The sequence below is a fragment of the Aquibium oceanicum genome, assembly GCF_001889605.1.
Classification (GTDB): Bacteria; Pseudomonadota; Alphaproteobacteria; order Rhizobiales; family Rhizobiaceae; genus Aquibium; species Aquibium oceanicum.
In genome coordinates this window covers 3079546-3102314 of record NZ_CP018171.1, presented here as the reverse complement: position 1 = coordinate 3102314, position 22769 = coordinate 3079546, and the positions used below count along the sequence as shown (strand labels likewise).

Sequence of the window (22769 nt, the reverse complement as noted above, 5' to 3'; positions counted from 1 at the left end):
GTCCGTCAGACCGGCGCGAGGAGATCTGCCGCGCGGTGGGCAATGGCAGCGAGCGTACGGCGGGTGGCGGCGAGGTCGGCGGCGTCGAGGCCCTCCTCCAGGCCGCGGGTGATCGCCCCGACCTCATCGAGCAGTGGCCGCGCCGTTTCCAATCCCCGTGCGGTCAGTCGCACCGTCTCGCTGCGCTCCTCGCCGCGGACCGCTAGCAGCCCGGCCGCGGCCATACGGGCGAGAAGGCTATTTGCCTCGGCGCCCGCCGCGATGCGGCCCGCCGCAAGCTGCGCGAGCAGGCCGGGAACGGGCATTGGCGCCCCTGATTGAAGGAAAACCAGAACGGTCCATTCGGGGAAGGAGAGGCCGGCAGTCGCGAGTCGGCTGTCGAGCAGGTCGCGCAGCGTGCGCTCCGTGGCGCCGATCGCGCGGGTGAGAGGTGGCGTGGTCATGAATCGGATCCTTCGCAGGCGGGATCGGGGGGGATGAGACCGGCAGCGTCGAGAAGCGTGGCGAGCGCGGCCGCGAGTTGTACGGTGTCGCGGCTTTGGGGGCCACCGAGCGGCGCCGTCAGCTGACGATCCAGAGCCGCCACGACAGCGCGCGCTTCCGACGCGGTCGCGGCGCCGGCACCGGTAAGCGTGAGCCGCAGCGCACGGCTGTCGCGTCCGTCCGGCCGCCGGGTCACCAGGCCGAGCGATTCCAGAGAGCGAACCAGCTTGGAGACGTAGATCGGCTGCAGCGTGGCGTAGCCGGCGAGTTCGCGCTGCGTCGGCTCAGTGCCGCGGGCCGCCATGACGTGGAGTGATGCGAGTAGCGAGTATTGCGCATGGGTGAGCCCGAGATGCGCCACCGCGCGATCAACCTCGGTCCGCCAACGCATCGCGAGGTGCCAGACGAGTGAGCCGGTGGTGCGGGTTTCACGGGACATGCAAATAGATTACATGGAAACAATATCCATGGCAACTATTGACGCGCCCCCAGTTGTCAGTGTCGCGCGACTGGCGCGTCTTGGTAGATGTTGCCGAGGAAGCGTGGCCGACGAGGCAGCCAACGCGACCAGAAGGCGATGCGTATCGGTATGAGAGGCGGGTCCGTCCACGACCCCACCTGGCGCTCCCGCTTTCCGCGCATCTTTCGGGAAGAAAGAAGCGGGCGGTTGCTTCATCTTGCTGCGTCTGCCCTCGACCAACATTCGTGGACGCGGAAGTCGCGCCTCCAGTTCAGGCGAGGCTGACGCCGGCTTCCTTCATGCGCTGCGTCATCGCTTCGAGGGAGCCGCCGAGGTCAATGGCGCGGCAGGCTTCGAGGGTGACGGTGACGGAGAAGCCTTCGCGAACGGCGTCGAGCGCCGAATAGGCGACGCAGAAATCGGTCGCGAGGCCGACCATCGTGAGTTCCGAAATGCCGCGCTCGCGCAGGTAGCCGGCGAGGCCGGTCGGGGTCTTGTGGTCGTTTTCGTAGAAAGCGGAGTAGCTGTCGATCGAGGGGCGAAAACCCTTTCGGATGACGAGTTCGGCCTTGGTCCATTCGAGGTCGGGATGGAAGGCGGCGCCCTGCGAGCCCTGGATGCAGTGGTCGGGCCAGAGCGTCTGCTCGCCGTAGGGCATGGCGACGGTTTCGAACGGGTTTTTGCCCGCATGGGTGGAGGCGAAACTCGAATGGCCGGCGGGGTGCCAGTCCTGCGTCAGGATCACGTGGGGGGCGTCCGCGATCATGCGATTGACCAGCGGCACGATGGCGTCGCCGCCAGACACGGCGAGCGCTCCGCCGGGACAGAAATCGTTCTGCACGTCGATAACGATCAGCGCCTGTGTCGCCATTGCCTGCTCCGCCTCGTTGCCAAACCAGGCCATCGTGCGCACGAAGGCCGGCTTTGACAAGCCGCCGCTTGCTGATATCATTTGCATACGAATGAATTTCGCAGCCGCGCGACGGCCGAAATCCGGGCCGCGCGCGGGCAGGGAACCGCCGTCTTGGCACGCTACGCAAGGCCCGCATCGTCCGACGAAGCACTGGCCCTTCTTTCGGAAGGGGAATGGCGCGTCCTTGCCGGCGGCACCGATTTCTATCCGGCCCAGGGCGCGCGCCCGATCACCGAAGACGTTCTCGACATCAACGGCATCGACGCGTTGCGCGGCATTCGCGAGACGGACGGGCATATCGTCATTGGCGCGCGCACGACCTGGACAGACGTGCTGCGGCACGATCTGCCACCAGCCTTCGATGCGCTGAAAATGGCCGCGCGCGAGGTGGGGTCGGTGCAGATCCAGAATGCCGGCACGGTGGCGGGGAACCTCTGCAACGCCTCGCCGGCGGCGGACGGGGTGCCGGCGCTGATGATCCTCGACGCCGAGGTGGAATTGTCCTCCAAGGGCGGCGTGCGAGACCTCGCGCTGGCCGACTTCGTTCTCGGGAACCGAAGGACGGCCCGACGCCCCGATGAACTCCTCACGGCCATTCGCATCCCGAAGACCTCCACGACCGGCACCTCGCATTTCCTCAAGCTCGGCGCGCGGCGATACCTGGTGATCTCGATCGCCATGGTCGCAGTGCGGATCGATCTTGCCGGGGACGGAAGCATCGGAAGCGCGGCGGTCGCGGTCGGGGCCTGCTCGCCGGTCGCCCGGCGTCTGGGCGGGCTTGAACAGGTGCTTGCCGGGGCGGCGCCGGACGAGATTGCGGGTCGCGTGGAGGCCCGGCATTTCGAGGAGTTGACGCCGATCGACGACGTGCGCGGCAGCGCCGGCTATCGCAAGGAGGCCGCGCGGGAGCTCGTTTTGCGCGCGCTTTTCGAGGCATTGGGGACGCCGCGGATACGGGAGGTGGCAGCGTGACGCTGGAGCGACAGGCGATCGCCTTCGACCTGAACGGCAGCCCGGTGTCGGTCTCGGTTTCGCCCGTCGCGCGGCTTTCGGCGGTGCTGCGCGACGAGTTGCGCCAGACCGGAACGAAGGTGGGTTGCGACGCCGGCGACTGCGGTGCTTGTACGGTGCTGGTCGACGGCGCGGCGGTCTGCGCCTGCCTGATGCCGGCGGCAGGCGTCGCCAGCCGCGCGGTGCGGACGGTGGAAGGGCTCGCCAACGGGAGCCTCGCGGCTGTGCAGGATTCCTTCCTGCGCCATGGCGCAGCCCAGTGCGGCATCTGCACGCCCGGCTTCCTGATGGCGGCGACGGCGCTGCTGGAGCGCAATCCGCGGCCGTGCGAGGCGGAGGTGAAGGACGCGCTCGGCGGCGTGCTTTGCCGCTGTACCGGATACCGCAAGGTGATCGAGGCGGTGATGAACGCGCATCTGCCGGACCGGCTGCACAACAATCCGCCGCCGGAAGCGGGGCTCGCGGTCGGCGCGCGCGCACCGCGGCTGGACGGGCTGCCGAAGGTGACGGGCGCCGAAGCCTTTGGCGCCGACGAGCGGCCGGCGGACGCGCTATCGGTGCTGGTGATCCGCTCTCCGCACTGGCACGCGGATTTTTCCTTCGGCGATATTGAGGGGTTCGTCGCGAACCGTCCGGGCCTCGTCGCCGTCTATACCGCCAGGGATATTCCGGGCGATAACCGGTTCGGCGTCATTCCGGCCTTTGCCGACCAGCCGGCGCTCGCCGACGGTACGGCGCGCTTCCGCGGCGAGGCGGTGGCGCTGATCGCCGGGGAACGCGCGGCGATCGAGGCGCTCGACGCGGCGTCGTTTCCGGTCGAATGGCGGGAACGGCCGCATGTTCTCGAACAGGCCGAGGCGAAGCAGGCGGCGGAACCGGTCCACGCCGCGCGCCGGAACAATCTCCTTATCGAAGGCAAGGTGGAACGCGGCGACCCGGAGGCAGCGCTCGGGGCCGCGCACGCGACGGCGTCGGGCGAAATCAGGACCGCCTATGTCGAGCACGCCTACATCGAGCCCGAGGCCGGATACGCGGCGATGGACGGCGACACGCTGGTCATCAAGGCCTGCACTCAATCGCCCTTCATGGACCGGGACGACACGGCGAAGGTGCTGGGGTTGGCGCCGGACAAGGTGCGGATCGTGCCGACCGCCACCGGGGGTGGTTTCGGCTCCAAGCTCGACCTCTCGCTACAGCCGCTGATCGGGCTGGTGGCGCTGAAGACGGGACGGCCGGCAGCACTCGCTTACACGCGGGCAGAATCGATGATGTCGACCACCAAGCGGCATCCGGCCGACATGCGCGCCACGATCGGCGCGGATGCGGAGGGCCGCGTCACCGGCATGGTGTTCGAAGGCGATTTCAACACCGGCGCCTATGCGAGCTGGGGGCCGACAGTGGCAGTGCGGGTGCCTGTCCATGCATCGGGGCCGTATTTCACGCCGAACTACCGGGCGGTCGGTCGGGCAGTCCACACCAACGGGCCAATTTCGGGCGCCTTCCGCGGCTTCGGCGTGCCGCAGGCGACGATCATGCAGGAGACGCTCTACGACGAGTTGGCCACCAAGCTTGGCATGGACCGGCTGGCCTTCCGGCTGAAGAACGCGCTGCGCGACGGCATGCCGACGGTGAGCGGCCACGTGATGGCAAGCGGCGTGGGGATCGCCGCCTGCCTGGAGGCGCTGGAGGGGCCGTGGGAGCGCGCCTGCGCCGAGGCCGAGCGGTTCAACGCGGGGTCCAACGGCGTCGCGCGCCGCGGTGTCGGGATCGCGTCGTGCTGGTACGGTTGCGGCAACACCGGCATCCCCAACCCCTCGACGATCAAGGCGGGCGTGACGGCGGCGGGCGAGGTCGTGCTGCACCAGGGGGCGGTCGACATCGGGCAGGGCTCGAACACGGTGATCGCGCAGATTTTTGCAGACGCGCTCGGCCTGGCGCTGTCAGAGATCCAGTTGGAAGGGGCCGATACGGCCATCACGCCGGATGCGGGAAAGACCTCCGGTTCGCGCCAGACCTTTATTTCCGGCAAGGCGGCCGAGAAGGCGGGGAGGGCGCTGCGCGAGCGCATCCTTCGGACGGCGAACGTTTCGGGTGCGGCGACGATCGCGCTGGAGGAGGGTGCGGTCGTGGTCAGCGAAGGCGAGGCGCGGCGGCGCATCGACCTTTCCGGGCTCGCGGCCGACGCGGACGGCTACGTGCTGGCGGTGGCGGAAAGCTACGATCCGCCGACCAGGCCGCTCGACGCGCAGGGGCAGGGCGAGCCCTACGCGGTCTACGGCTACGGCGCGCAGATCGTCGAGCTCGATGTCGACATGGCGCTCGGCACGGTGCGGCTGGTGAAGATCACCGCGGCGCACGACGTCGGGCGGGCGATCAATCCGGTGCTGGCGGAAGGACAGATCGAGGGCGGCATCGCGCAGGGAATCGGCATGGCGCTGATGGAGGACTACGTTCCCGGCCGCACTGAAAACCTGCACGACTACCTCATTCCGACCATCGGCGACGTGCCGGAGATCGATACGATCCTGGTCGAAGTGCCCGATCCGGAAGGCCCGTTCGGCGCCAAGGGGCTCGGCGAGCACGTGCTGATCCCCACCGCGCCGGCGATCCTCAACGCCATCCGCGACGCGACCGGAGCGCTGGTGACGCAGCTGCCGGCGACGCCGACGCGGGTGCTGGACGCGATGAGGCCGGCGAGGGTAGCGCGATGAGCGAGCTTTCGGAGCGGTTCGAGCCGGGGGTGGCGAAGCCGGCGGGGGAGAAGATCCGGTGCGATGCGTGTCCGGTGATGTGCTACATCGCCGAGGGGCGGACGGGGGGTTGCGATCGCTACGGCAACCGCGAGGGGCATATCGTGCGGCTCGATGCGCTGACGATCCTGCACCATGCGGAAGAAGAGGGCGGGGCGGTGGTGCCGTTCCTCGACGCGGCGGAGGACTGGGGCGGCGATCTGGTCAATGGCGGGCGGCGCTTCGTCAGTGCTATCGGCGCCGGCACGACCTATCCCGACTACAAGCCGGCGCCCTTCATCGTCAGTCAGGAGGTCGAGGGTGTGGACCTGGTAACGGTCGTCACCGAAGGCATTTTTTCCTACTGCGGCGTCAAGGTGAAGATCGACACCGACCGGCACATCGGGCCGGAGACCGCGACCGTGCGCGCCAAGGGCGAGGCGGTCGGGCATGTCACCACCGGCGAATACGGTTCGCAGATGCTGTCGCTCGGCGGCGTGCATCACCTGACCGGTGGGTCGAAAGCGGAAGGGCGCGTCACCTGCGAGACGCTGATGGATCTGTGCAACCGCAAGCCGGTGGAGCTTTCCATCGACGGCGGTGCCACCGTGATCGTGGAGGCAGGAAAGGCGCCGGTGATCGATGGCAAGACCGAGCACCGCATGCGGGTCGGCTGCGGGTCGGCGACGATCGGCATGTTCGCCACGCAGTGGCGCGGGCTGGTGGACGAGGTGGTGGTGGTGGACGACCACATAACCGGGGTGGTGTCGGAGCATCAGGCGGGGAAGGTGCTCGGCTGGGAGGATACGGGCATCAAGATCGTCGGGCGGCGCTCGACGCCGGGCCGCTACTTCAAGGTCTCCGAGCCGGGGCTCGGCTGGGGCGGCACGACGATTTCCGACCCGCTGGAGATACTCGGCGACTGGAACCCGAAGAAGGGGGCGCGGCCGGGGCTGTCGCTCATGATGGTGTCGACCACGGGCGAGCAGTTCGCCTATTTCGAACTCGACGATGAGCTGAAACCGGTCGAGAAGCCTTTCCCGCAAAGGTTGAGAAAGTCGGTCGATCTGATTGAGGATAACTGCGAACCGGCGCTCTGCACAGTGCTGTTCATGGCCGGTGCCGGTGGCTCGCTGCGGGCGGGGGTGACGGAGAACCCGGTGAACCTCACACGCTCGGTGCAGGGGCTGTCGACCTATGTGACGTGCGGCGGCGCGCCGGTCTACGTGTGGCCGGGCGGCGGCATCACGCTGATGGTCGACGTTATGCGCATGCCGGAAAACGCGTTCGGCTACGTGCCGACGCCGGCGCTCGTGGCGCCGATCGAGTTCACGCTGCGGCGCGACGACTACGTGCGGCTCGGTGGCTACGAGAGCGAGATCCGTTCCGTGGACGACGTGCTGGCGCGCGGCGGAGAGTACCGGAACGCGCGCAGTGCCTCGGCGGCGCCGCCGCGCAACCTCTGGCCGCCGCTGGCGCAACTGCGCCGGAACGGGCAGCCGTGAACGGCCCGCGCATCGCCTGGCTGCCGGACGGGCGACGGCTGCACATGAACCACGGGCCGATCGACCTGATCGTGGAAGCGTGGGGCAGGGCGGACGAATGCCAGGCGGCATATGGGCAGGCAGCGGCGCGGTTCGAGATGGTTCTCGGCGAACTGGTCGAGGAGCTACCGGAGCTTCGGCGGCCGTCGGGCGGCGAGCCGCGGCGCTTCTCCGGGCCGACGGCGCGGCGGATGGAGAGCGCGGCCTGCCGATTTGCGAACGGTGCCGAGTTCGTCACGCCCATGGCGGCGGTAGCGGGTGCTGTGGCCGACGACGTGCTCGCGGCGATGACCGAGGGACGTACACTGGATCGTGCCTACGTCAACGACGGCGGCGACATCGCCATCCATCTGTCGCAAGGCGCGAGCCTGCGGCTGGCGATCGGCGGAAGGAGCAATGGCTTCGACGACCGGATCCTCGTGCATGACCACGACGCGGTGCGCGGCATCGCGACCTCGGGCTGGCGCGGACGCAGCCATTCGCTGGGCATCGCCGACGCGGTGACGGTACTTGCCCGCGACGGGGCGAGCGCCGACGTTGCCGCGACGCTGATCGCCAATGCCGTCGACCTTCCGCGCCATCCGGCGATCGGGCGGACGCCGGCTATCGAGCTGTCCCCCGACAGCGATCTGGGGGAGCGGCTGGTGACCACGGCGGTCGGCGCGCTGACTGCGGGAGAGGTCTCCAAGGCGCTGGAGAGGGGGCTGGCGGTGGCCCGGGATTTTCACCGGCGTGGGCTGATCGTCGCGGCAGCGCTGTTCCTCGCGGAAGAATCGCGTTTCTGCGGCGCATTTCCGTCTTCCATTTTATCCCGGCATTATTTCGACGTGAAGGTTCCCGCCCATGCCTGAATTTCCCATCCGCAAGATCGTGGTTGCGATGGAGGACGTCTTTCACGATGGCGGGCCCGTCGCGGAAAGGCCCCGGCGGCGGGGTGCCGCGCTCGCGCTGGTGAAGAACCCGTTCGCGGGGCGCTACGAGCCGGACCTGCAAGCGGCCATGGAAGACCTGAAGCCGCTCGGGTCGATGCTGACGGAGCGGCTGATCGCGGCCTTCGGCGACCAGGCCGGCTTGATCGACGCCTATGGCAAGGGCGCGATCGTGGGGACGGCGGGCGAGATCGAGCACGGGGCGCTGTGGCACGTGCCGGGCGGCTATGCCATGCGCGACAGGATTTCGCCGTCGAAGGCGATCGTGCCATCGGCGATGAAGGTCGGCGGCTTCGGCGCCTCGCTCGACGTGCCGCTTGGCCACGTCAACGCAGCCTATGTTCGCAGCCATTTCGATGCGATACCCGTCAGCGCGCCGGACGGGCCGCGCCCCGACGAAATCCTGTTCTGCCTGGTCATGAGCTGTGGCGGACGCGTGCATGCGCGCATGGGCGGCCTGGAAGCGAAGGACGTCACGGGCGAGGACGGCCTTAGATGAGCGCGCGCAAGCCGCTGGCGGTGGTTGGCGAGGCCGCGCCCGGCGGCTACCGGCTGGAGGAGCAGGTCGGCTTTGCGCTGCGCAAGGCCAACCAGCGGCACATGGTGATCTTCGCTTCGCGCATTTCCGACATGACGCCGCCGCAGTTTGCCGCGCTCGCCAAGCTCTACGAGATCGGTGAGACGTCGCAGAACCAGCTCGGCAGCCAGATCGCGATGGACGCAGCGACGGTGAAAGGCGTGATCGATCGGCTGAAGGCGCGCGGACTGGTCGCGTTGGATAGTCACAAGGACGACAAGCGGCGCATCGTCGTCAGCCTGACGGACGAGGGGCGACAGACGATCGAAAAGCTGCTGCCGCTCGCGGAGGCGATCACAGCGGAGACGCTGGCGCCGCTGAATTCTCGCGACGCCGCCGCTCTGATGCGGCTGCTCTCGAAACTGGCCTGACGGGCTGACATTTTTTTTTCCAGCCCGACTTGAGGTGCTTCAGCCCGGCGAGGCGGGTGGCGCATCGCCGGCTTGACCCGGCGCGGCGGGCGTCGCTTCTGGGACCGACGGCACGGGGCCGCCGGGTGCCGCCGGAGCGGTTTCGGCCATGGCTGCGGGCCCTGCTGGCGACGGCGCGGGGTCCTCGGGTGCCGCGGGTGCCGTCTCCATCATGGGTACCGGGCTTTCCGGGGACGGCGCGGGGCTCGCGGCGGCTTCGGCGCTCACGGTTTCGTCGGGATCGGCCACGACCGGGGCGTCGGGGTCCCAGCCGATCGGAGCCGGCGGCGCGACCTCGGTGGCCGCTGCTTCTTGCGAGGCGGCGTCGGCCCCGGCATCCGTCATCGCCGGGACTTGCTCGGGACTGATCGGAACGGCTTGCCGGGCGGGTTCCGCTTCCCGGGAGGCTACGGCGCCCTCTTCCGCGTCCGTGAAGCGCGGGTCGTTGCCGACATCAGCAGCGCTCACTCCATCGGGGAAGGCGTTCAACATGCCTTCCGCCGGATTCGCCTCCTGTCCCATCATGACGGCGGTGACCGCGTTGGCGGTCGTGGCCGCACGTCCACCGCCGCCGCCGATGAAGGTGATGCGGCTGGGACGGCCGTCGCGATAGGCGATGGCATAGTTGTGCTGGGGCAGAATGGCTTTCAGGATGTGGTTCAGATCGCCGTTGAACTTACCGCTGATCGCCGCCGTGCCGCCGGCGGCGTTCTGGATACCGAGCGAGAAGCGTTTTGCGATTTCGGCGATGATGTCCTTCGACGGCGTCTGGTTCGCCTCGAGCCTCATGGCGTCGAGGTCGCCCTCGATGGTGAAGCCGGCAGCGACGGCGCCCTGGATTGCCGATATCAGCAATCCGGCGCCGATGACGGCTGCCGTCATGACGGACTTCGTCACTCGCTCTCTCCCTCGCGATCTGCGGCCGCGACGTAACCACATCCGGCACGGATTTGGAACCGTCCGGCCCCGCCGCCTTAAGTGAGGCGGCACGTTTGCGGTCCTTCCGCGAAGGTTTGCCATGACTTCCTGGCGAAAAAGCGGTCGGTCAGGCCACGCGACGAGAGCTTTCGCGGGCGTCACCGACAATGGCTCTTGCTACCGATATGAGCTTTCACCAACTCTTCTCTCACAGTCGGGGCCCAGGATATCATGACAAAACGCCCGATGCTTGGGTTAAGCCCTATGCCGAGTGCTGCTGCAGAGCGTGCTGCCGGACTGCCAAGTTGGCTACCGCTGCGATCGGCATCATCCGTGCGTAAGACGAGAGTCGAAAAACGCGGATCAGCCGCCCCAGCCTGACCAAGAGTAACCTATTCAGTCTCTAAAAAGTGTCAGCCCTTAGAGCGCTGTTTCCCGAGACCATTCCCGTCATTGCGAAACCTGCTCCGGCGGCCTCAGCGGGCCCGGATGGCGTTGAGGGTGAAGTCGATGATGTGGGCGCGGCGTTCCGCGCTGGCGGGCGGCGAGGCGAGGGGGCGCTCGAAAATGCGGCTTAGCGTGTGGACGTTGGAGAAGTAGAAGAACGCCATGCCGGCGATCGACAGGTAGACGTGCAGGGGATCGAGCCCCTTGCGGAAGACGCCGTCCGCCTCGCCGCGCTTCAGCGTTTCGGCCAGGAGTTCGACGATCGGACGGTTCACCGCCTCCACGTCGGCAGCCCCTTGCAGGTGCCGGCCGCCATGGGCGTTCTCGTCCGCGATGAGCGCCACGAAGTCGGGGTGCTCGGCCAGGTAGTCGAAGGAAAACTCCACCAGGCGGCGCATGGCTTCCTCGGCCGGGAAGCGGCTCAGGTCGAGCGCCTGCTCGCGCTGCCGGATCTCCTTGTAGACGTGCTCAAGGACCGCCGCGTAGAGGCCGTCCTTGTTGTCGAAATAATGGTAGACGAGTTGCTTGTTCACCTGCGCCCGGCGGGCGATATCGTCGACGCGGGCGCCTTCCAGTCCCCGCTCGGCGAACACCTGCCGCGCCGCGCGCAACAGGACGTCGCGCGACGACGCCTTGGCGAGATCGCCGCGCTTGCGGCCCGACACCGTTGCTGCATCTGCGTCCATCAGATCAACCGGATAGTTGGAATTCATTGACTTGCCTTCTACCCTACCGCATCCTCCTCGGGCAACCGGCAACGTCGAGGGGGCTGCGAGGCGATGATGGATGAAGGCGGGCAGGCACCGGCCCGAAACGCCGGTTCGCGAAGCAAAGCGAGGCGGGCATGGCGTCGGGAATGACGCCGCTTCACATCTATCTCTGCAACGAGGTCGTTCGCGATCTCGACTTTCCCGCACAATGCCGCTTGGCGCGCGAGACGGGTTATGACGGGCTGGAGATCGCACCGTTCACCCTGGCCGACGACCCGACGCGCCTGACGCCGGCGCAGGCGCGGGAGTTCCGGTCCATTGCCGAGGGGGAGGGGGTGGCGATCAAGGGTCTCCACTGGCTGCTGGCCGCGCCGGCGGGGCTGTCCATCACGGCCGCGGACGAGCGTACCTCGCGGCTGACGCGCGAGGCGGGGCGGCGCCTCATCGGTCTTTGCGCCGAACTCGGCGGCTCGTATCTCGTGCACGGTTCGCCGCAGCAGCGAACGCTTCCGCCCGGAAAGGAAGCAGAGGCTCGCGCGCGCGGGATCGCGTACTTCGCCGCGATGGCCGGGGAGGCGCAGGCCGCCGGGCTCGCCTACGTGATCGAGCCGCTGTCGCGGCTGGACACAGCCTTCGTGACCACCGTCGACGAAGCACTCGCCATCATCGCGGAGATCGGTTCGCCGGCACTGAAGACGATGGTCGACTGCTACGCAGCGGCTGCCAATGGCGAAGACGTTCCAGGCCTGCTCGACCGGCATCTCGCGTCGTCAGAGATATTCCACGTCCATTTCAACGACGACGACAAGCGCGGTCCAGGCGAAGGCGGGATCGATTTCGCGGCGGTGCTCGTCGCGCTGCAGCGCCACGGCTATGCCGGCGCGGCGGCGGTCGAACCGTTCGTCTACCTGCCGGATGGACCCGCCTGCGCGGCGCGCGCGATCGGCTATCTGCGTGGCATCGAGGCCGGGCTTCGTAATGCCTCGGATCCCATTGCCGAGCCATCCGGATGAGGATCAGCATCGTCACGGACGAACTTTCGGCCGATCCCGAGACCGCATTCGAACTCGGGCTCGAATGGGGCGTGACGGAATTCGAACTGCGCGGCGTCCACGAGGGGCGGCTGCCGCGGATATCGCCGCATGCCCGGCGCCGCCTGGTTCGCGCGGTGCGGGAGTTCGGTGTGACGATCACCGCGGTCTCGCCGGGGCTGTTCAAGGGGCCGTTTCCGTCCGATGCGCCGCAACGGTCGAACCTCCACTGGATGGATGCCGGCTTCGACAGCGCGTGGTCGCAGGCGCGCGCCATGCTCTCCGATCATCTGGACGCGCTCCTGCCGGAGACGCTCGACTTCGCCGGCGAAGTGGGCGCGAGGAGCGTCATCGCCTTCAGCTTCCGGCGGGAGGGAATGGTCGGGGACGGCATTCCGGGCACGGTAGTCGAGGCTGTCGCGCGGGCGGCCGAACGCGCGGGCGCAGCGGGCCTGGACCTGCTGGTCGAGACCGAGGAGGGCCATTGGGCCAACACCGGGGCGCGAACAGCGGCGCTGATCGCAGCGGCCGGGAGACCAGCGAATCTCGGTGTGAACTGGGATCCCGCGAATGCGCTGATCGACGGCGACGTACCGTATCCCGACGGGTGGAGCGAGGTGCGGCCGCTGGTTCGCAACGTTCATTTCAAGGACGTCCGCGTCGAGCCGTCCGGCACCTGGCGCATCGTCGAGCAAGGCGGCGTCGACTGGGAAGGGCAGATCGGCGCCTTGCTCGAGGAGGGCTACGCCGGCGCGATCGGGGTCGAGCCGCATCTGTCGCCTTCGGTGGCCTCGACCCGGCGCGCGCTCGAACGACTGCGGCGGCTGATCGCCGCGGCCGAGGGTAGGCGAGAAAAGAATCAACCAGGTAGTTGAAACCTGTCGCGGGACGGTCTAGCGTTCGGTCGGCAAGGCGTCTGAAGGGGAACGAGGATGCGTGTTTCGACTGCCCAGCGAGCCGATGCGGACGAGACGCCGGATGAAGGTTCGGCCGCGTCCCAGGCGCCTCGCGGCGCTGCCCCGTCAAGCCCGCCCGACTCCTTCCCCGACATCGAGACGCTCGACGATTTCCTCACCACGCCGGACGATGCGCTGGTCGCGGACATGGCCAGGCTCGACGGCGACATCCTGATCCTCGGAGTTTCAGGCAAGATGGGGCCGACGCTGGCGCGGCTCGCTCGGCGCGCCGCACCGGACAAGCGGGTTATCGGGGTCGCGCGGTTCAGCGAGGCCGGGCTTGAGGAGGAATTGCGCGCGCACGGCATCGAGACGATCAAGGCCGATCTCCTCGACCAGGCGCAGGTGGAAAACCTTCCCCGGACGAAGAACGTGATCTTCATGGCCGGACGGAAATTCGGGGCGAGGGGCGCGCCGGCGCTGACCTGGGCGATGAACGTCCACTCGCCGTCGATCGTGGCATCGGTGTTCAGGGAATCGCGCATCGTGGCGTTCTCCACGGGCAACATCTATCCGCTTGTCGACGTGATGCGGCAGGGCGCGCTGGAATCGACGCCGCCGGGACCGCGCGGCGAATATGCGCAGAGCTGTCTCGGGCGCGAGCGCATGGTGGAATACTTCTCCGAGCTCTACGGCACGCCCGGGCGGCTGTTCCGTCTGAACTACGCGATCGACCTGCGCTACGGCGTGCTCCACGACCTGGCGAGCCGAGTGAAGGCCGGCACTCCCATCGACCTGTCGCTCATGGGGCACGTCAACGTGATCTGGCAGGGCGACGCCAATGCCTTCGCGCTGCGTTCGCTGCTCCACTGCACGACGCCGACCAGCCCGCTCAACGTCAGCGGCCCCGAAACCTTGTCGGTGCGATGGCTGGCCGAGGAGTTCGGCGCGCGTCTCGGCGTCGAGGCCAAGATCGTCGGAGACGAGGCGCCGACCGCCTGGCTGACCAACAGCGCTGAGGCGACGCGGCTCTTCGGCTATCCGCGCGTGCCGCTGATGCGGATGCTGGACTGGGTGGCCGACTGGGTGGCGCGCGACATGCAGAGTTTCGGCAAGCCGACCAAGTACGAGGTCCGCGATGGCGGTTTCTGAGGCCGGCACGATCGAGAGGCTGACGACGGCGGACATCGCGTCTGGCATGGCGCTGTCGACGGAGGCCGGCTGGAACCAGACGGAGGCCGACTGGCGGCATTTCATCGTCGAGGGTCATGCCATCGGGATGCGGGCGCCGGACGGCAGGCTCGTGGCGAGCGCCGCCGCCTTGCCATACGACGGCCCGTTCGGCTTCGTCGGCATGGTGCTGGTCACCGCGGACTGGCGCCGGCGGGGGATCGCCACCCGCCTGGTCGACCAATGCGTGGCCGAACTCCGCGGGAGGGGCCTGGTGCCGGTGCTCGACGCCACGGCCGCCGGAGCGGAAGTCTATCGCCGCCAGGGTTTCGTGGGCCAGTTCGGGTTCGACCGCTGGGAAGGAAAGCTGGAGCCGTCCGCGCCAGGGGACGGTCGTCTCGGTTCGCTCTCGGGGGACCCGGTGGAACTGGACGCAGAAGCATTCGGGGCACGTCGGGGGAAGCTGCTGGCGGATTTCCTGTCGCGCCCGGGCACATCCGCGCGGGGCAATTCAGGCCGGTTCGCGTTGTTGCGCAACGGCCGCAGGGCTCTCCAGGCGGGACCCGTGGTCGCCGCGGGCGAAGACGCGGCCATCGACCTGCTCGGCGATCTTTTCGCCGGGACACGTGGTCCGGTGTTCATCGACGTGCTGGCCGGCAGGAGCCGCGTGGGGGACTGGCTGGCGGCCCGCGGCTTCACCATCCAGCGCAGCTTCACCCGCATGGCACTGGGTCGCGAGGCGCCTTTCGGAAGGCCCGAGCGTCTGTTCGCCGTGGCCGGACCGGAGTTCGGATGATGGCGCACACAGATGCAATGGCGGCGCTGAAGGCTGGGACGGTCATACCGGCGCATCCGCTGGCGCTCGACGCGTCGCGCACGTTCGACCGGCGCCGCCAAAGGGCGCTGACGCGGTACTATCTCGATGCCGGGGCGGGCGGGCTGGCGGTGGGCGTGCATACGACGCAGTTCGCGATCCGCGAGGCCGGCCTCTACGAGGACGTACTCGGACTGGCCGCCGAGACGGCGGCGGCATGGACAGATCGCGACCCGGTGATGGTCGCTGGCCTGGCGGGCGCCACCGCGCAGGCCGCGAAGGAGGCCGAGACCGCGTCGTCGCTCGGCTATCATGCTGGGCTCCTGAGCCTCGCCGCGATGAAGGGCAACGACCACGACGCCATCATCGAACATTGCGAGGCCGTGGCCGAACGGATGCCGCTGGTCGGCTTCTACCTTCAGCCGGCGGTCGGCGGCATTCACCTCGACGCGGCGTTCTGGACGCGGTTCGCGTCGATCCCCAACGTCGTGGCGATCAAGGTGGCGCCGTTCAACCGCTACCGGACGCTGGACGTGATGCGCGGCGTGGCCGAGGCCGGGGCGCAGGACCGGATCGCGCTCTACACCGGCAATGACGACCACATCGTGCTCGACCTCGTCACACCGTTCCAGGTGGTGGTGGAAGGCCGGCCCGTCACGCTGCGGTTCGTCGGCGGGCTGCTTGGCCACTGGTCAGTGTGGACGAAGGCGGCGGTCAGCATCTTCGACAGGTGCCGCGCCGAGGCGGGCGAAAACGCGGTGACGGCGGAACTGCTGGCACTGGATGCCCGCGTTACAGATTGCAACAGCGCGTTCTTCGACGTGGCCAACGATTTCCACGGCTGCATCGCGGGATGCCACGAGGTGCTGCGCCGGCAGGGCCTGCTCGAGGGGACCTGGTGTCTCGATCCGGAAGAGGGCCTGAGTCCTGGCCAGTCGGCCGAGATCGACCGGGTGCTGCGCCAGCACGCCGATCTCTCCGACGACGCCTTCGTGGCGGCCAACCTGGAGCGGTGGTTGGCCTGATGAAGATCGCCCGCGTCGAAGTCTTCCCGCTGGAGTTTCCGTTCAGGAGCGCTTTCCTGATCGCCGGCGGCGTGGCCGGGCGGCCGGGCGAGCCTTCGGTTCGGGTGCTGGTCAGGCTGGAGACCGAAGGCGGGGCGGTCGGCTGGGGCGAGGCGACGCCGACGCCGCGCTGGACCTACGAGACGACCGAGAGCATCGTCTCGACCCTGCGGAAATACCTGGCGCCCGCGGTGAAAGGCATCGAGATCTGGAACTTCGACGCCCTGCATCGCGCCATGGACCGGGCGATCAGCCCCGGCGTGACGACGGGTTCGCCGCTGGCGAAATCGGCAATCGACGTGGCCGCGCACGACGCGCTCGGGCGGGCGCTCGGCGTTCCCGTGCACCAGCTTCTCGGCGGGCGCCGGCGCGAAGAGTTCCAGCTGTCGTGGATGATCTCGGTGTCCGAGCCGGCGGGAGCGCAAAGGCTCGCCGAGGAGGGGCTCGAAGCCGGCTACGAGGTCTTCGACGTCAAGGTGGGCATGCACGGCGAAGCCGGCGATCTCGAACTCGTGCGGGCCACTCGGGCGGTCGTGGGCGACCGCGTCGTCCAGGTCGACGCCAACCGCGGCTACTCGCTGGCTGCGGCCCGGCGCCAGGCGGCGCGCTTCGCTGACCATGGCGTGACGCTGTTCGAACAGCCGCTGGACGGCTTCAATCTCTCCGGCTACCGCGCGCTCTGCGCCGCGAGCGCGGTCGAAATCGGCATCGACGAGAGCCTGCGTTCGACCGCCGATCTCATCGAGTACGTACGAGCGGACGCCATCCACGTGGCCGTTGCCAAGGTCCAGCGCAATTCAGGCCTCTACCGGTCGCGGCAGCTCTGCGAGACCGCGCAGGCCGCGGGGCTCGGCCTGTCGCTGTCGGGCCTGACGGAAACGGATCTCGGCCTCGCGGCGGGGCTTCATCTCGCGGCGGCGTTCGACATCTCGCCCCTTCAGCTCAACGGCCCGCAATACATCGAGACGCCGTTCCTGGCCGAGCGGGTGTGGCGGGGAGGCGGAACGGTCCGTCTTCCGGACGGTCCGGGCCTGGGCGTCGACGTGGACGAAGGCTGGGTGCGCAGCCATGCCGTGGAGGTCAGCCTGTGAACGTCCTGACGCGCAAGTTCATGGACTACCTGCCGGCGCTGGTGCTCTTCGGAGCGCTCGTCCTCCTGTGGCAGATGGCGGTGTCGGTGTTCGGGATACGCCAGTACCTGCTGCCGAGCCCCGCCTCGGTGCTGGCGGCGATGACGTCTGGCCAGATCGACTGGGCAGGGCACATCGCGGTGACCGCGGCGGCAATCTTCGGCGCCTTCGTGATCGCGGCGGTCGGCGGCATCGCGCTCGGCGTCGTGATCGCCTGGTCCGACGTCATGAGCCGCGCGCTGATGCCGTTCCTGGTCTTCGTCAACACCTTGCCGAAGGTGGCCGTGGCACCGCTTTTCCTGCTGTGGCTCGGCTACGGCATATTCCCCAACATGCTGATCGGCGCGCTGATCGGCTTTTTCCCGGTCGTTATCAACACGGCCGTCGGCCTGTCGCAGATCGACAGCGATATGCTCGACCTCGGCCGCGTGTTCAACGCACCGAAATGGAAGGTGTTCGCCAAGATCCGCATACCCAATGCCTATCCCTACATCCTTTCCGCTTTGAAGGTGACCGCAACGGCGGCCGTCGTGGGTGCCATCGTGGGGGAGTTCGTGGCCTCGCAGCGCGGGCTCGGCTACGTGATCATCACCTCCCAGAGCAGCATGAACACGCCGCTGGCCTTCGGGGCGCTGGTCTGGATCTCGGTCATCGGACTGGTCCTGTTCGGCGCCGTCGCGGCCCTGTCGCGCGTGCTGGCCCCCTGGGCCGAGGGACAAGAAGCGAATTAACCGCCCGAAAACGGGCACACAATGGGAGACTGGACATGCTGAAAAGACTGATTGCGACTGCGGCCCTGGCCGGCCTGATGGCTTCACCGGCATTCGCCCAGGAGAAGTTCAAATTCTCGCTCAACTGGTTCCCGGTCGGCGACCATGCGGCCTACTGGGTGGCGCTCGACAAGGGTTACTTCTCCGACAAGGGCCTCGACGTGACGCTGGAAAACTCGAAGGGCTCGGCCGATTCGATCGCCAAGGTCGACACAGGGGGCGCCGATGCGGGCCTGGCCGACAGCGCGGTCGTGATCGCGTCGCGGGCGAGGGGCACGACGGTCAAGGTGGTGGGCATGGTGTTCGACAAGACCCCGCTCAACATCTTCTCGTCGAAAGAGAACCCGGTCACCGAACCGAAGCAGCTCGAGGGCAAGACGATCGGCGCGCCTCCCGGAGACGGCCAGCGCCAGATGTGGCCGGCCTTCGCGAAGGCGAACGGCATCGACGACAGCAAGGTGACCTGGGTCAACATCGAGCCGGCGGCCAAGATCGCCGCGCTGGCCGAAAAGCGCGTCGACACGGTGGCGGACTACACGACCGGCCTGCCGCTCTACGAGAAGCCGATGGGCGAAGGCAATGTCGTCATGATGCCCTGGGCGGATCACGGCTTCGACATGTATTCGATGTCGATCATGGCGAGCGAAGCGACGATGACCGAGCGGCCGGAGGTGCTGAAGGCGTTCCTCGAAGCCGCCTACATGGGCTGGCGCGACGTGCTCGCCAATCCGGACGAGGCGATGGCGATCTTCAAGAAGCGCGTGCCGGAAATCGACGAGACCCTGATCGCCGCCAACATGAAGATGGGCCTCGAACTGCTGAAGACCGACCGTTACAAGGAAAACGGCATCGGCTGGATCGAGGAAGCCAAGATGTGCGCCTCCGTCGACCTGGTGAACACCTATATGGGCCTGCCGAGCGAAGTGGCCTGCGCCGACACCTACACGACCGAGTTCCTGCCCAAGATCGAGATGCCTTGAGCAGACACGTCATCGGCGGGGCTCTCACGTGACGCAGGATATGATCAATCTCGATCGGGTCGGCATGGTCTACGAGACCGGAAGCGGCCCGGTCGAGGCATTGCGCGACATCACGCTGTCGGTGGCCGACGGGGAATTCGTTTCCCTCGTCGGTCCCAGCGGCTGCGGGAAATCGACGATGCTGCGCGTGCTGGCGGGCCTGAGGCCCGCCACCTCGGGTTCCATTATCGTCGATGGCCAGCCGGTGACGCGGCCGATCTCGAAAGTCGGCATGGTGTTCCAGGCCGCGGTGCTGCTCAAATGGCGCACCGTGCTGGAAAACGTGCTCCTTCCGGCCGAACTCGCGGGCCTGAACCCCCGGCGCTACCGCGACCGGGCGAACGACCTTTTGAAGCTGGTGGGGCTCGAGGGCTTTGCCACGAAGCGGCCGGGCGAGCTCTCCGGCGGCATGCAGCAGCGCGTGGCGCTGTGCCGCGCGCTGCTGCTCGATCCGCCGCTACTGCTCATGGACGAGCCGTTCGGCGCGCTGGACGCTATGACCAGGGACGACATGAACCTGGAACTGCTGCGCGTCTGGGGCGAGGCGGGCGAGGGAGGCCGCAAGACGGTTCTGTTCGTTACCCACTCCATCCCCGAGGCGGTGTTCCTTTCCGACAGGGTGGTGGTCATGTCGCCGCGTCCAGGCCGGATCGCGGACGTCGTGACCGTCGACCTGCCGCGACCGCGCACGGTGGAATCGCGCGCGACCGCCGAGTTCGGTGCCCTGTCGCTTCGCATCTACGACCTGCTGACCGGACGCCGGGCCGACGCGCCGGGCCGTCCGCTCCAGGCATTGTCCTGAGACGATGAAGGTTCGTCTCCTCGAAATTGAACGCCGCGAACGGCCCTACCGCCTGAGAATGCCGTTCCGCTTCGGCGTGACCACGGCAACCCACGGCCGCCAGGCGATCGTGCGGGCGCGGGTGGCGCTCGAAGACGGCCGGGAGGCTTTCGGCTGGTCGGCGGAGGCGCTCGGCGCCAAATGGTTCGACAAGAACCTCGCGCTCAGCGACGACGACAACCACCACCAGCTTCGCCGCGCACTGGAGCTTGCCTCCGACGCCCGGCTCGCCGCTGGAGCGGATACGCCGTTCGGCCACTTCGCCGCCGGATACGGGCCGCACATCGCCGCCTGCGCGGCACAAGACCTTAACCCGCTGATCGCGAGTTACGGCCAGTCCCTCGTCGACCGGGCGCTGCTCGACGGTTTCTGCCGGGCGTTGGGGATCTCGTTCTATGAGGCGCTGCGGACGAACGCCGTGGGCCTGCGCGCCGCCAGCACGGCCCCGGACCTCGGCGACGCCGATCTCTCCGGGCTCTTCGACGATTTCGTTCCGGCCGGGAGCATCTCCGTGCGCCACACGGTCGGGTTGGTCGATCCGATCCTGGCGAGCGATCTCGCGCCCGAGGCTCGCGTGAACGACGGCTTGCCGGAGACGCTGGAAGAAATCGTCGCGTTCTACGGCAACCGGCATTTCAAGCTGAAGATCGGCGGCGACGCGGAAGCAGACATCGACCGGCTGACGCGCATTGCGAGCGTGCTCGACCGGATCGCGGAACCGTATGCCGTGACGCTCGACGGCAACGAGCAATATGCGGATGCCGAAGCGATCGCCGACTTCTGGGAGCGGATCGCCGAAATGCCCGCGCTTTCCCGGCTGGTCTCCTCGACACTCTATGTCGAGCAGCCGATCGCACGCGCCAGGGCGCTGTCGACATCGGTGGAGGCGCTGGCGCGGCGCATTCCCGTGATCATCGACGAGTCCGACGGTGAACTCTCCGCCTTCGTCGAGGCGCGCCGGCTCGGATATTCCGGCGTCTCCTCGAAGGCCTGCAAGGGGATCTGGAAGTCCATCCTCAATCACGCGCGGTGCCGCGCCTGGAACGCCGGGGGCGAGCGCCGATTCTTCATGTCGGCCGAGGACCTGACCTGCGAGCCCGGCATCTCGCTCCAGCAGGATCTGGCGCTGGTCAACCTGCTCGGCCTCACGCATGTGGAGCGCAACGCGCACCATTTCATCGACGGGTTCGGTGGAGGTCGCGACGCGGAGGCGGAGCGATTCCTCGACGCCCATCCCGACCTCTATCACCGGCAGGATGGACGCATCCGGTCACGCGTGGACGGCGGTGCGTTTTCCATTGCCTCACTGGACACTGCCGGCTTCGGGGCGAACCTCGACCCGGATTTCGATCGCGCCGAAACCATGCCGCAGTCCGCCTGGGGCGGGAAGAACAGCGTCTGAGGGGAGGGCTTCATGTCCGACGAACTGGAAGAGATGGACGCCCTCGGCGTCGCCGAGCGCATCCGGGCCGGGGATGTGACGGAAACGGAAGTGCTCGACGCGACGATCCAGCGGATCGAGGCCCGCAACCCGCAACTCAACGCCGTGGTGGCGACGCTCTACGACGAGGCGCGGGAGGCCATCGGGGCAGGGTTGCCTGACGGACCCTTCCGAGGCGTCCCGTATCTCTTCAAGGAACTGGTGGTCTCCGTGCGCGGCGCTGCCACCACGCTCGGCTCCCGGCTCTATGAGCACAACCGCTCGACCGCCGAAAGCGAACTCGTGCGCCGGTGCCGGGCGGCCGGCCTGGTCGTCGTCGGCAAGACCAACTCTTCGGAATTCGGGCTGCAGCCGGTGACGGAGCCGCATCTGTTCGGCCCCACGCGCAATCCGTGGAACCTTGAATACTCGCCGGGAGGGTCGAGCGGCGGTTCGGCCGCGGCGGTGGCGGCCGGAATTCTTCCCATGGCGCACGCGACGGACGGCGGCGGCTCCATCCGCATCCCGGCCTCCTGCTGCGGGCTCTTCGGCTTGAAGCCGACGCGCGCCAGGATCACGGCCGGGCCCGAAGGGGGCGAGGGCATGGCCGGCCTGGCGAGCCAGCACGCGGTGACGTGGTCGGTGCGCGACAGCGCGGCACTGCTGGACGCCACCGCCGGTCCGCTGCCGGGCGACCCCTATGCCCCGGCGCCGCCCGCGCGGCCCTATCTCCAGGAGGCTCGCGAGGACCCGGCGCGCCTGCGGGTGGCGTTCTCGACGACAGCGCCCAACGGCGCGAACGTCGATCCCGAATGCGCCGAAGCGGTGCGCGAGGCGGCGCGGCTCTGCGAGGGTTTGGGCCACCATGTCGAGGAAGCCTCTCCCGATTTCGACGTCGCGGCGGCGGAGGCCGGGTTCGCGGCCGTCTTCCAGGCCAACACGATGGTCAATGTCGGACGGGCGACCGGCGGCGTCCTGCCCGAGGAAGGACTGATCGAGCCGCTGACGCGCGCCGTCGCCGAGCGCGGCCTGGCGATGCCGGCACCCGACTACATCCGCTCCTTGCAGGCGATCCATCGCGAGAGCCGCCGCATTGCCGCGTTTTTCGAGAATCACGACGTCTGGTTGACGCCGACACTGGCGACGCCGCCACCGCGCACGGGCTACTACGATTCCGACATCACCGACGTCGGGGTCTGGATGCAGCGCTTGATGGAGTTCATCCCCTTCACCTGGATATCGAACGTGACCGGCCAGCCCGCGATGTCCGTCCCGTTCGCGCTTTCACGAGACGGGCTGCCGCTCGGCATCCATTTCGCCGCGCGCAGCGGCGAGGAAGGGCTTCTTTTCGCCCTGGCAGGCCAGATTGAGCGTGCACGTCCGTGGACGCACATGCGTCCGGGCTGAAGCGCGCCGCGATCTTCCAGGTCTGCTCCCTTTCGTGAAACCGGATCCCATTTCGGGAGAGATGCCCCGGCATCCC

22 protein-coding genes are annotated in these 22769 nt (G+C 68.1%); 17 read left to right on the top strand and 5 right to left on the bottom strand.

Annotation, left to right across the window (positions count from 1 at the left end; genetic code table 11):
* Positions 1-5: 5 nt before the first annotated feature.
* From BSQ44_RS15135 to pncA, 3 genes are all read right to left on the bottom strand, one after another.
* Positions 6-443 carry a MarR family winged helix-turn-helix transcriptional regulator gene (locus tag BSQ44_RS15135; RefSeq protein ID WP_072605608.1) on the bottom strand — a complete coding sequence of 146 codons (438 nt, stop codon included), beginning with the start codon at positions 441-443 and terminating at the stop codon, positions 6-8.
* Positions 440-922, bottom strand: a complete 483-nt coding sequence (locus BSQ44_RS15130) for a MarR family winged helix-turn-helix transcriptional regulator (RefSeq protein ID WP_072605605.1) — start codon at positions 920-922, stop codon at positions 440-442. Before BSQ44_RS15130 ends, BSQ44_RS15135 begins: the two co-directional genes overlap by 4 nt.
* 292 nt (positions 923-1214) lie before the next feature.
* Positions 1215-1814, bottom strand: a complete 600-nt coding sequence (gene pncA / locus BSQ44_RS15125; protein ID WP_072608092.1) for a bifunctional nicotinamidase/pyrazinamidase — start codon at positions 1812-1814, stop codon at positions 1215-1217.
* A 153-nt stretch (positions 1815-1967) separates the two neighbouring features.
* Here pncA and BSQ44_RS15120 point away from each other — a divergent pair, with 153 nt between their 5' ends.
* From BSQ44_RS15120 to BSQ44_RS15095, 6 genes are read left to right on the top strand one after another with little or no spacing between them, the layout of a single operon-like run.
* Complete coding sequence (locus BSQ44_RS15120; RefSeq protein ID WP_072608091.1) at positions 1968-2828, top strand: FAD binding domain-containing protein; 861 nt, start codon at positions 1968-1970, stop codon at positions 2826-2828.
* On the top strand, positions 2825-5578 hold the full coding sequence (locus BSQ44_RS15115) for a molybdopterin-dependent oxidoreductase (RefSeq protein WP_072605603.1): 2754 nt from the start codon (positions 2825-2827) through the stop codon (positions 5576-5578). The genes BSQ44_RS15120 and BSQ44_RS15115 overlap by 4 nt, the downstream gene beginning before the upstream one ends.
* Positions 5575-7101, top strand: a complete 1527-nt coding sequence (locus tag BSQ44_RS15110) for a 6-hydroxynicotinate reductase (protein WP_072605601.1) — start codon at positions 5575-5577, stop codon at positions 7099-7101. Before BSQ44_RS15115 ends, BSQ44_RS15110 begins: the two co-directional genes overlap by 4 nt.
* Positions 7098-7991: a UPF0280 family protein gene (locus BSQ44_RS15105; protein WP_072605598.1), complete on the top strand. Its 894-nt coding sequence runs from the start codon at positions 7098-7100 to the stop codon at positions 7989-7991. Before BSQ44_RS15110 ends, BSQ44_RS15105 begins: the two co-directional genes overlap by 4 nt.
* The gene (locus BSQ44_RS15100; protein WP_072605596.1) at positions 7984-8568 is read left to right on the top strand and encodes an amino acid synthesis family protein; all 585 of its coding nucleotides are present in this window, start codon (positions 7984-7986) and stop codon (positions 8566-8568) included. The genes BSQ44_RS15105 and BSQ44_RS15100 overlap by 8 nt, the downstream gene beginning before the upstream one ends.
* A complete protein-coding gene (locus tag BSQ44_RS15095; protein WP_072605594.1) occupies positions 8565-9017 on the top strand; it encodes a MarR family winged helix-turn-helix transcriptional regulator in 453 nt (150 codons plus the stop codon). Before BSQ44_RS15100 ends, BSQ44_RS15095 begins: the two co-directional genes overlap by 4 nt.
* A 39-nt stretch (positions 9018-9056) precedes the next feature.
* Here BSQ44_RS15095 and BSQ44_RS15090 read toward each other — a convergent pair whose 3' ends face one another.
* Positions 9057-9953: a hypothetical protein gene (locus BSQ44_RS15090; protein ID WP_072605592.1), complete on the bottom strand. Its 897-nt coding sequence runs from the start codon at positions 9951-9953 to the stop codon at positions 9057-9059.
* Positions 9954-10450: 497 nt separating this feature from the next.
* Positions 10451-11134 carry a TetR/AcrR family transcriptional regulator gene (locus tag BSQ44_RS15085; RefSeq protein WP_235633245.1) on the bottom strand — a complete coding sequence of 228 codons (684 nt, stop codon included), beginning with the start codon at positions 11132-11134 and terminating at the stop codon, positions 10451-10453.
* 143 nt (positions 11135-11277) lie between these two features.
* Between BSQ44_RS15085 and BSQ44_RS15080 the strand changes: the two genes are divergently transcribed.
* From BSQ44_RS15080 to BSQ44_RS15030, 11 genes are read left to right on the top strand one after another with little or no spacing between them, the layout of a single operon-like run.
* Positions 11278-12144, top strand: coding sequence for a sugar phosphate isomerase/epimerase family protein (locus BSQ44_RS15080; protein ID WP_072608089.1), 867 nt, complete (start codon positions 11278-11280; stop codon positions 12142-12144).
* Positions 12141-13037 carry a sugar phosphate isomerase/epimerase family protein gene (locus BSQ44_RS15075; RefSeq protein WP_072605590.1) on the top strand — a complete coding sequence of 299 codons (897 nt, stop codon included), beginning with the start codon at positions 12141-12143 and terminating at the stop codon, positions 13035-13037. The genes BSQ44_RS15080 and BSQ44_RS15075 overlap by 4 nt, the downstream gene beginning before the upstream one ends.
* A 57-nt stretch (positions 13038-13094) precedes the next feature.
* Entirely contained in the window at positions 13095-14210 is a 1116-nt protein-coding gene (locus BSQ44_RS15070; RefSeq protein ID WP_083534763.1) for an NAD-dependent epimerase/dehydratase family protein, read from the top strand.
* Entirely contained in the window at positions 14197-15024 is an 828-nt protein-coding gene (locus BSQ44_RS15065) for a GNAT family N-acetyltransferase (RefSeq protein ID WP_072605588.1), read from the top strand. The genes BSQ44_RS15070 and BSQ44_RS15065 overlap by 14 nt, the downstream gene beginning before the upstream one ends.
* Positions 15021-16067, top strand: a complete 1047-nt coding sequence (locus tag BSQ44_RS15060; protein ID WP_235633244.1) for a dihydrodipicolinate synthase family protein — start codon at positions 15021-15023, stop codon at positions 16065-16067. The genes BSQ44_RS15065 and BSQ44_RS15060 overlap by 4 nt, the downstream gene beginning before the upstream one ends.
* A complete protein-coding gene (locus BSQ44_RS15055) occupies positions 16067-17197 on the top strand; it encodes a mandelate racemase/muconate lactonizing enzyme family protein (RefSeq protein WP_114579979.1) in 1131 nt (376 codons plus the stop codon). Before BSQ44_RS15060 ends, BSQ44_RS15055 begins: the two co-directional genes overlap by 1 nt.
* A complete protein-coding gene (locus BSQ44_RS15050; RefSeq protein WP_235633243.1) occupies positions 17194-17967 on the top strand; it encodes an ABC transporter permease in 774 nt (257 codons plus the stop codon). The genes BSQ44_RS15055 and BSQ44_RS15050 overlap by 4 nt, the downstream gene beginning before the upstream one ends.
* 35 nt (positions 17968-18002) lie before the next feature.
* Positions 18003-18986, top strand: coding sequence for an ABC transporter substrate-binding protein (locus BSQ44_RS15045; protein WP_072605582.1), 984 nt, complete (start codon positions 18003-18005; stop codon positions 18984-18986).
* Positions 18987-19014: 28 nt separating this feature from the next.
* Entirely contained in the window at positions 19015-19827 is an 813-nt protein-coding gene (locus tag BSQ44_RS15040; protein WP_235633242.1) for an ABC transporter ATP-binding protein, read from the top strand.
* A gap of 4 nt (positions 19828-19831) precedes the next feature.
* Positions 19832-21268: an enolase-like domain-containing protein gene (locus tag BSQ44_RS15035; RefSeq protein WP_072605580.1), complete on the top strand. Its 1437-nt coding sequence runs from the start codon at positions 19832-19834 to the stop codon at positions 21266-21268.
* A 12-nt stretch (positions 21269-21280) separates the two neighbouring features.
* The gene (locus BSQ44_RS15030; protein WP_072605578.1) at positions 21281-22693 is read left to right on the top strand and encodes an amidase; all 1413 of its coding nucleotides are present in this window, start codon (positions 21281-21283) and stop codon (positions 22691-22693) included.
* The last annotated feature ends 76 nt before the right edge of the window (positions 22694-22769 follow it).

Bases quoted from the DNA above. Each gene is read 5' to 3' on its own strand.
- BSQ44_RS15135 (WP_072605608.1), bottom strand. From the start codon at position 443: ATGACCACGCCACCTCTCACCCGCGCGATCGGCGCCACGGAGCGCACG.
- BSQ44_RS15130 (WP_072605605.1), bottom strand. From the start codon at position 922: ATGTCCCGTGAAACCCGCACCACCGGCTCACTCGTCTGGCACCTCGCG.
- pncA (WP_072608092.1), bottom strand. From the start codon at position 1,814: ATGGCGACACAGGCGCTGATCGTTATCGACGTGCAGAACGATTTCTGT.
- BSQ44_RS15110 (WP_072605601.1), top strand. From the start codon at position 5,575: ATGAGCGAGCTTTCGGAGCGGTTCGAGCCGGGGGTGGCGAAGCCGGCG.
- BSQ44_RS15100 (WP_072605596.1), top strand. From the start codon at position 7,984: ATGCCTGAATTTCCCATCCGCAAGATCGTGGTTGCGATGGAGGACGTC.
- BSQ44_RS15095 (WP_072605594.1), top strand. From the start codon at position 8,565: ATGAGCGCGCGCAAGCCGCTGGCGGTGGTTGGCGAGGCCGCGCCCGGC.
- BSQ44_RS15085 (WP_235633245.1), bottom strand. From the start codon at position 11,134: ATGAATTCCAACTATCCGGTTGATCTGATGGACGCAGATGCAGCAACG.
- BSQ44_RS15080 (WP_072608089.1), top strand. From the start codon at position 11,278: ATGACGCCGCTTCACATCTATCTCTGCAACGAGGTCGTTCGCGATCTC.
- BSQ44_RS15075 (WP_072605590.1), top strand. From the start codon at position 12,141: ATGAGGATCAGCATCGTCACGGACGAACTTTCGGCCGATCCCGAGACC.
- BSQ44_RS15070 (WP_083534763.1), top strand. From the start codon at position 13,095: ATGCGTGTTTCGACTGCCCAGCGAGCCGATGCGGACGAGACGCCGGAT.
- BSQ44_RS15065 (WP_072605588.1), top strand. From the start codon at position 14,197: ATGGCGGTTTCTGAGGCCGGCACGATCGAGAGGCTGACGACGGCGGAC.
- BSQ44_RS15060 (WP_235633244.1), top strand. From the start codon at position 15,021: ATGATGGCGCACACAGATGCAATGGCGGCGCTGAAGGCTGGGACGGTC.
- BSQ44_RS15055 (WP_114579979.1), top strand. From the start codon at position 16,067: ATGAAGATCGCCCGCGTCGAAGTCTTCCCGCTGGAGTTTCCGTTCAGG.
- BSQ44_RS15045 (WP_072605582.1), top strand. From the start codon at position 18,003: ATGCTGAAAAGACTGATTGCGACTGCGGCCCTGGCCGGCCTGATGGCT.
- BSQ44_RS15035 (WP_072605580.1), top strand. From the start codon at position 19,832: ATGAAGGTTCGTCTCCTCGAAATTGAACGCCGCGAACGGCCCTACCGC.
- BSQ44_RS15030 (WP_072605578.1), top strand. From the start codon at position 21,281: ATGTCCGACGAACTGGAAGAGATGGACGCCCTCGGCGTCGCCGAGCGC.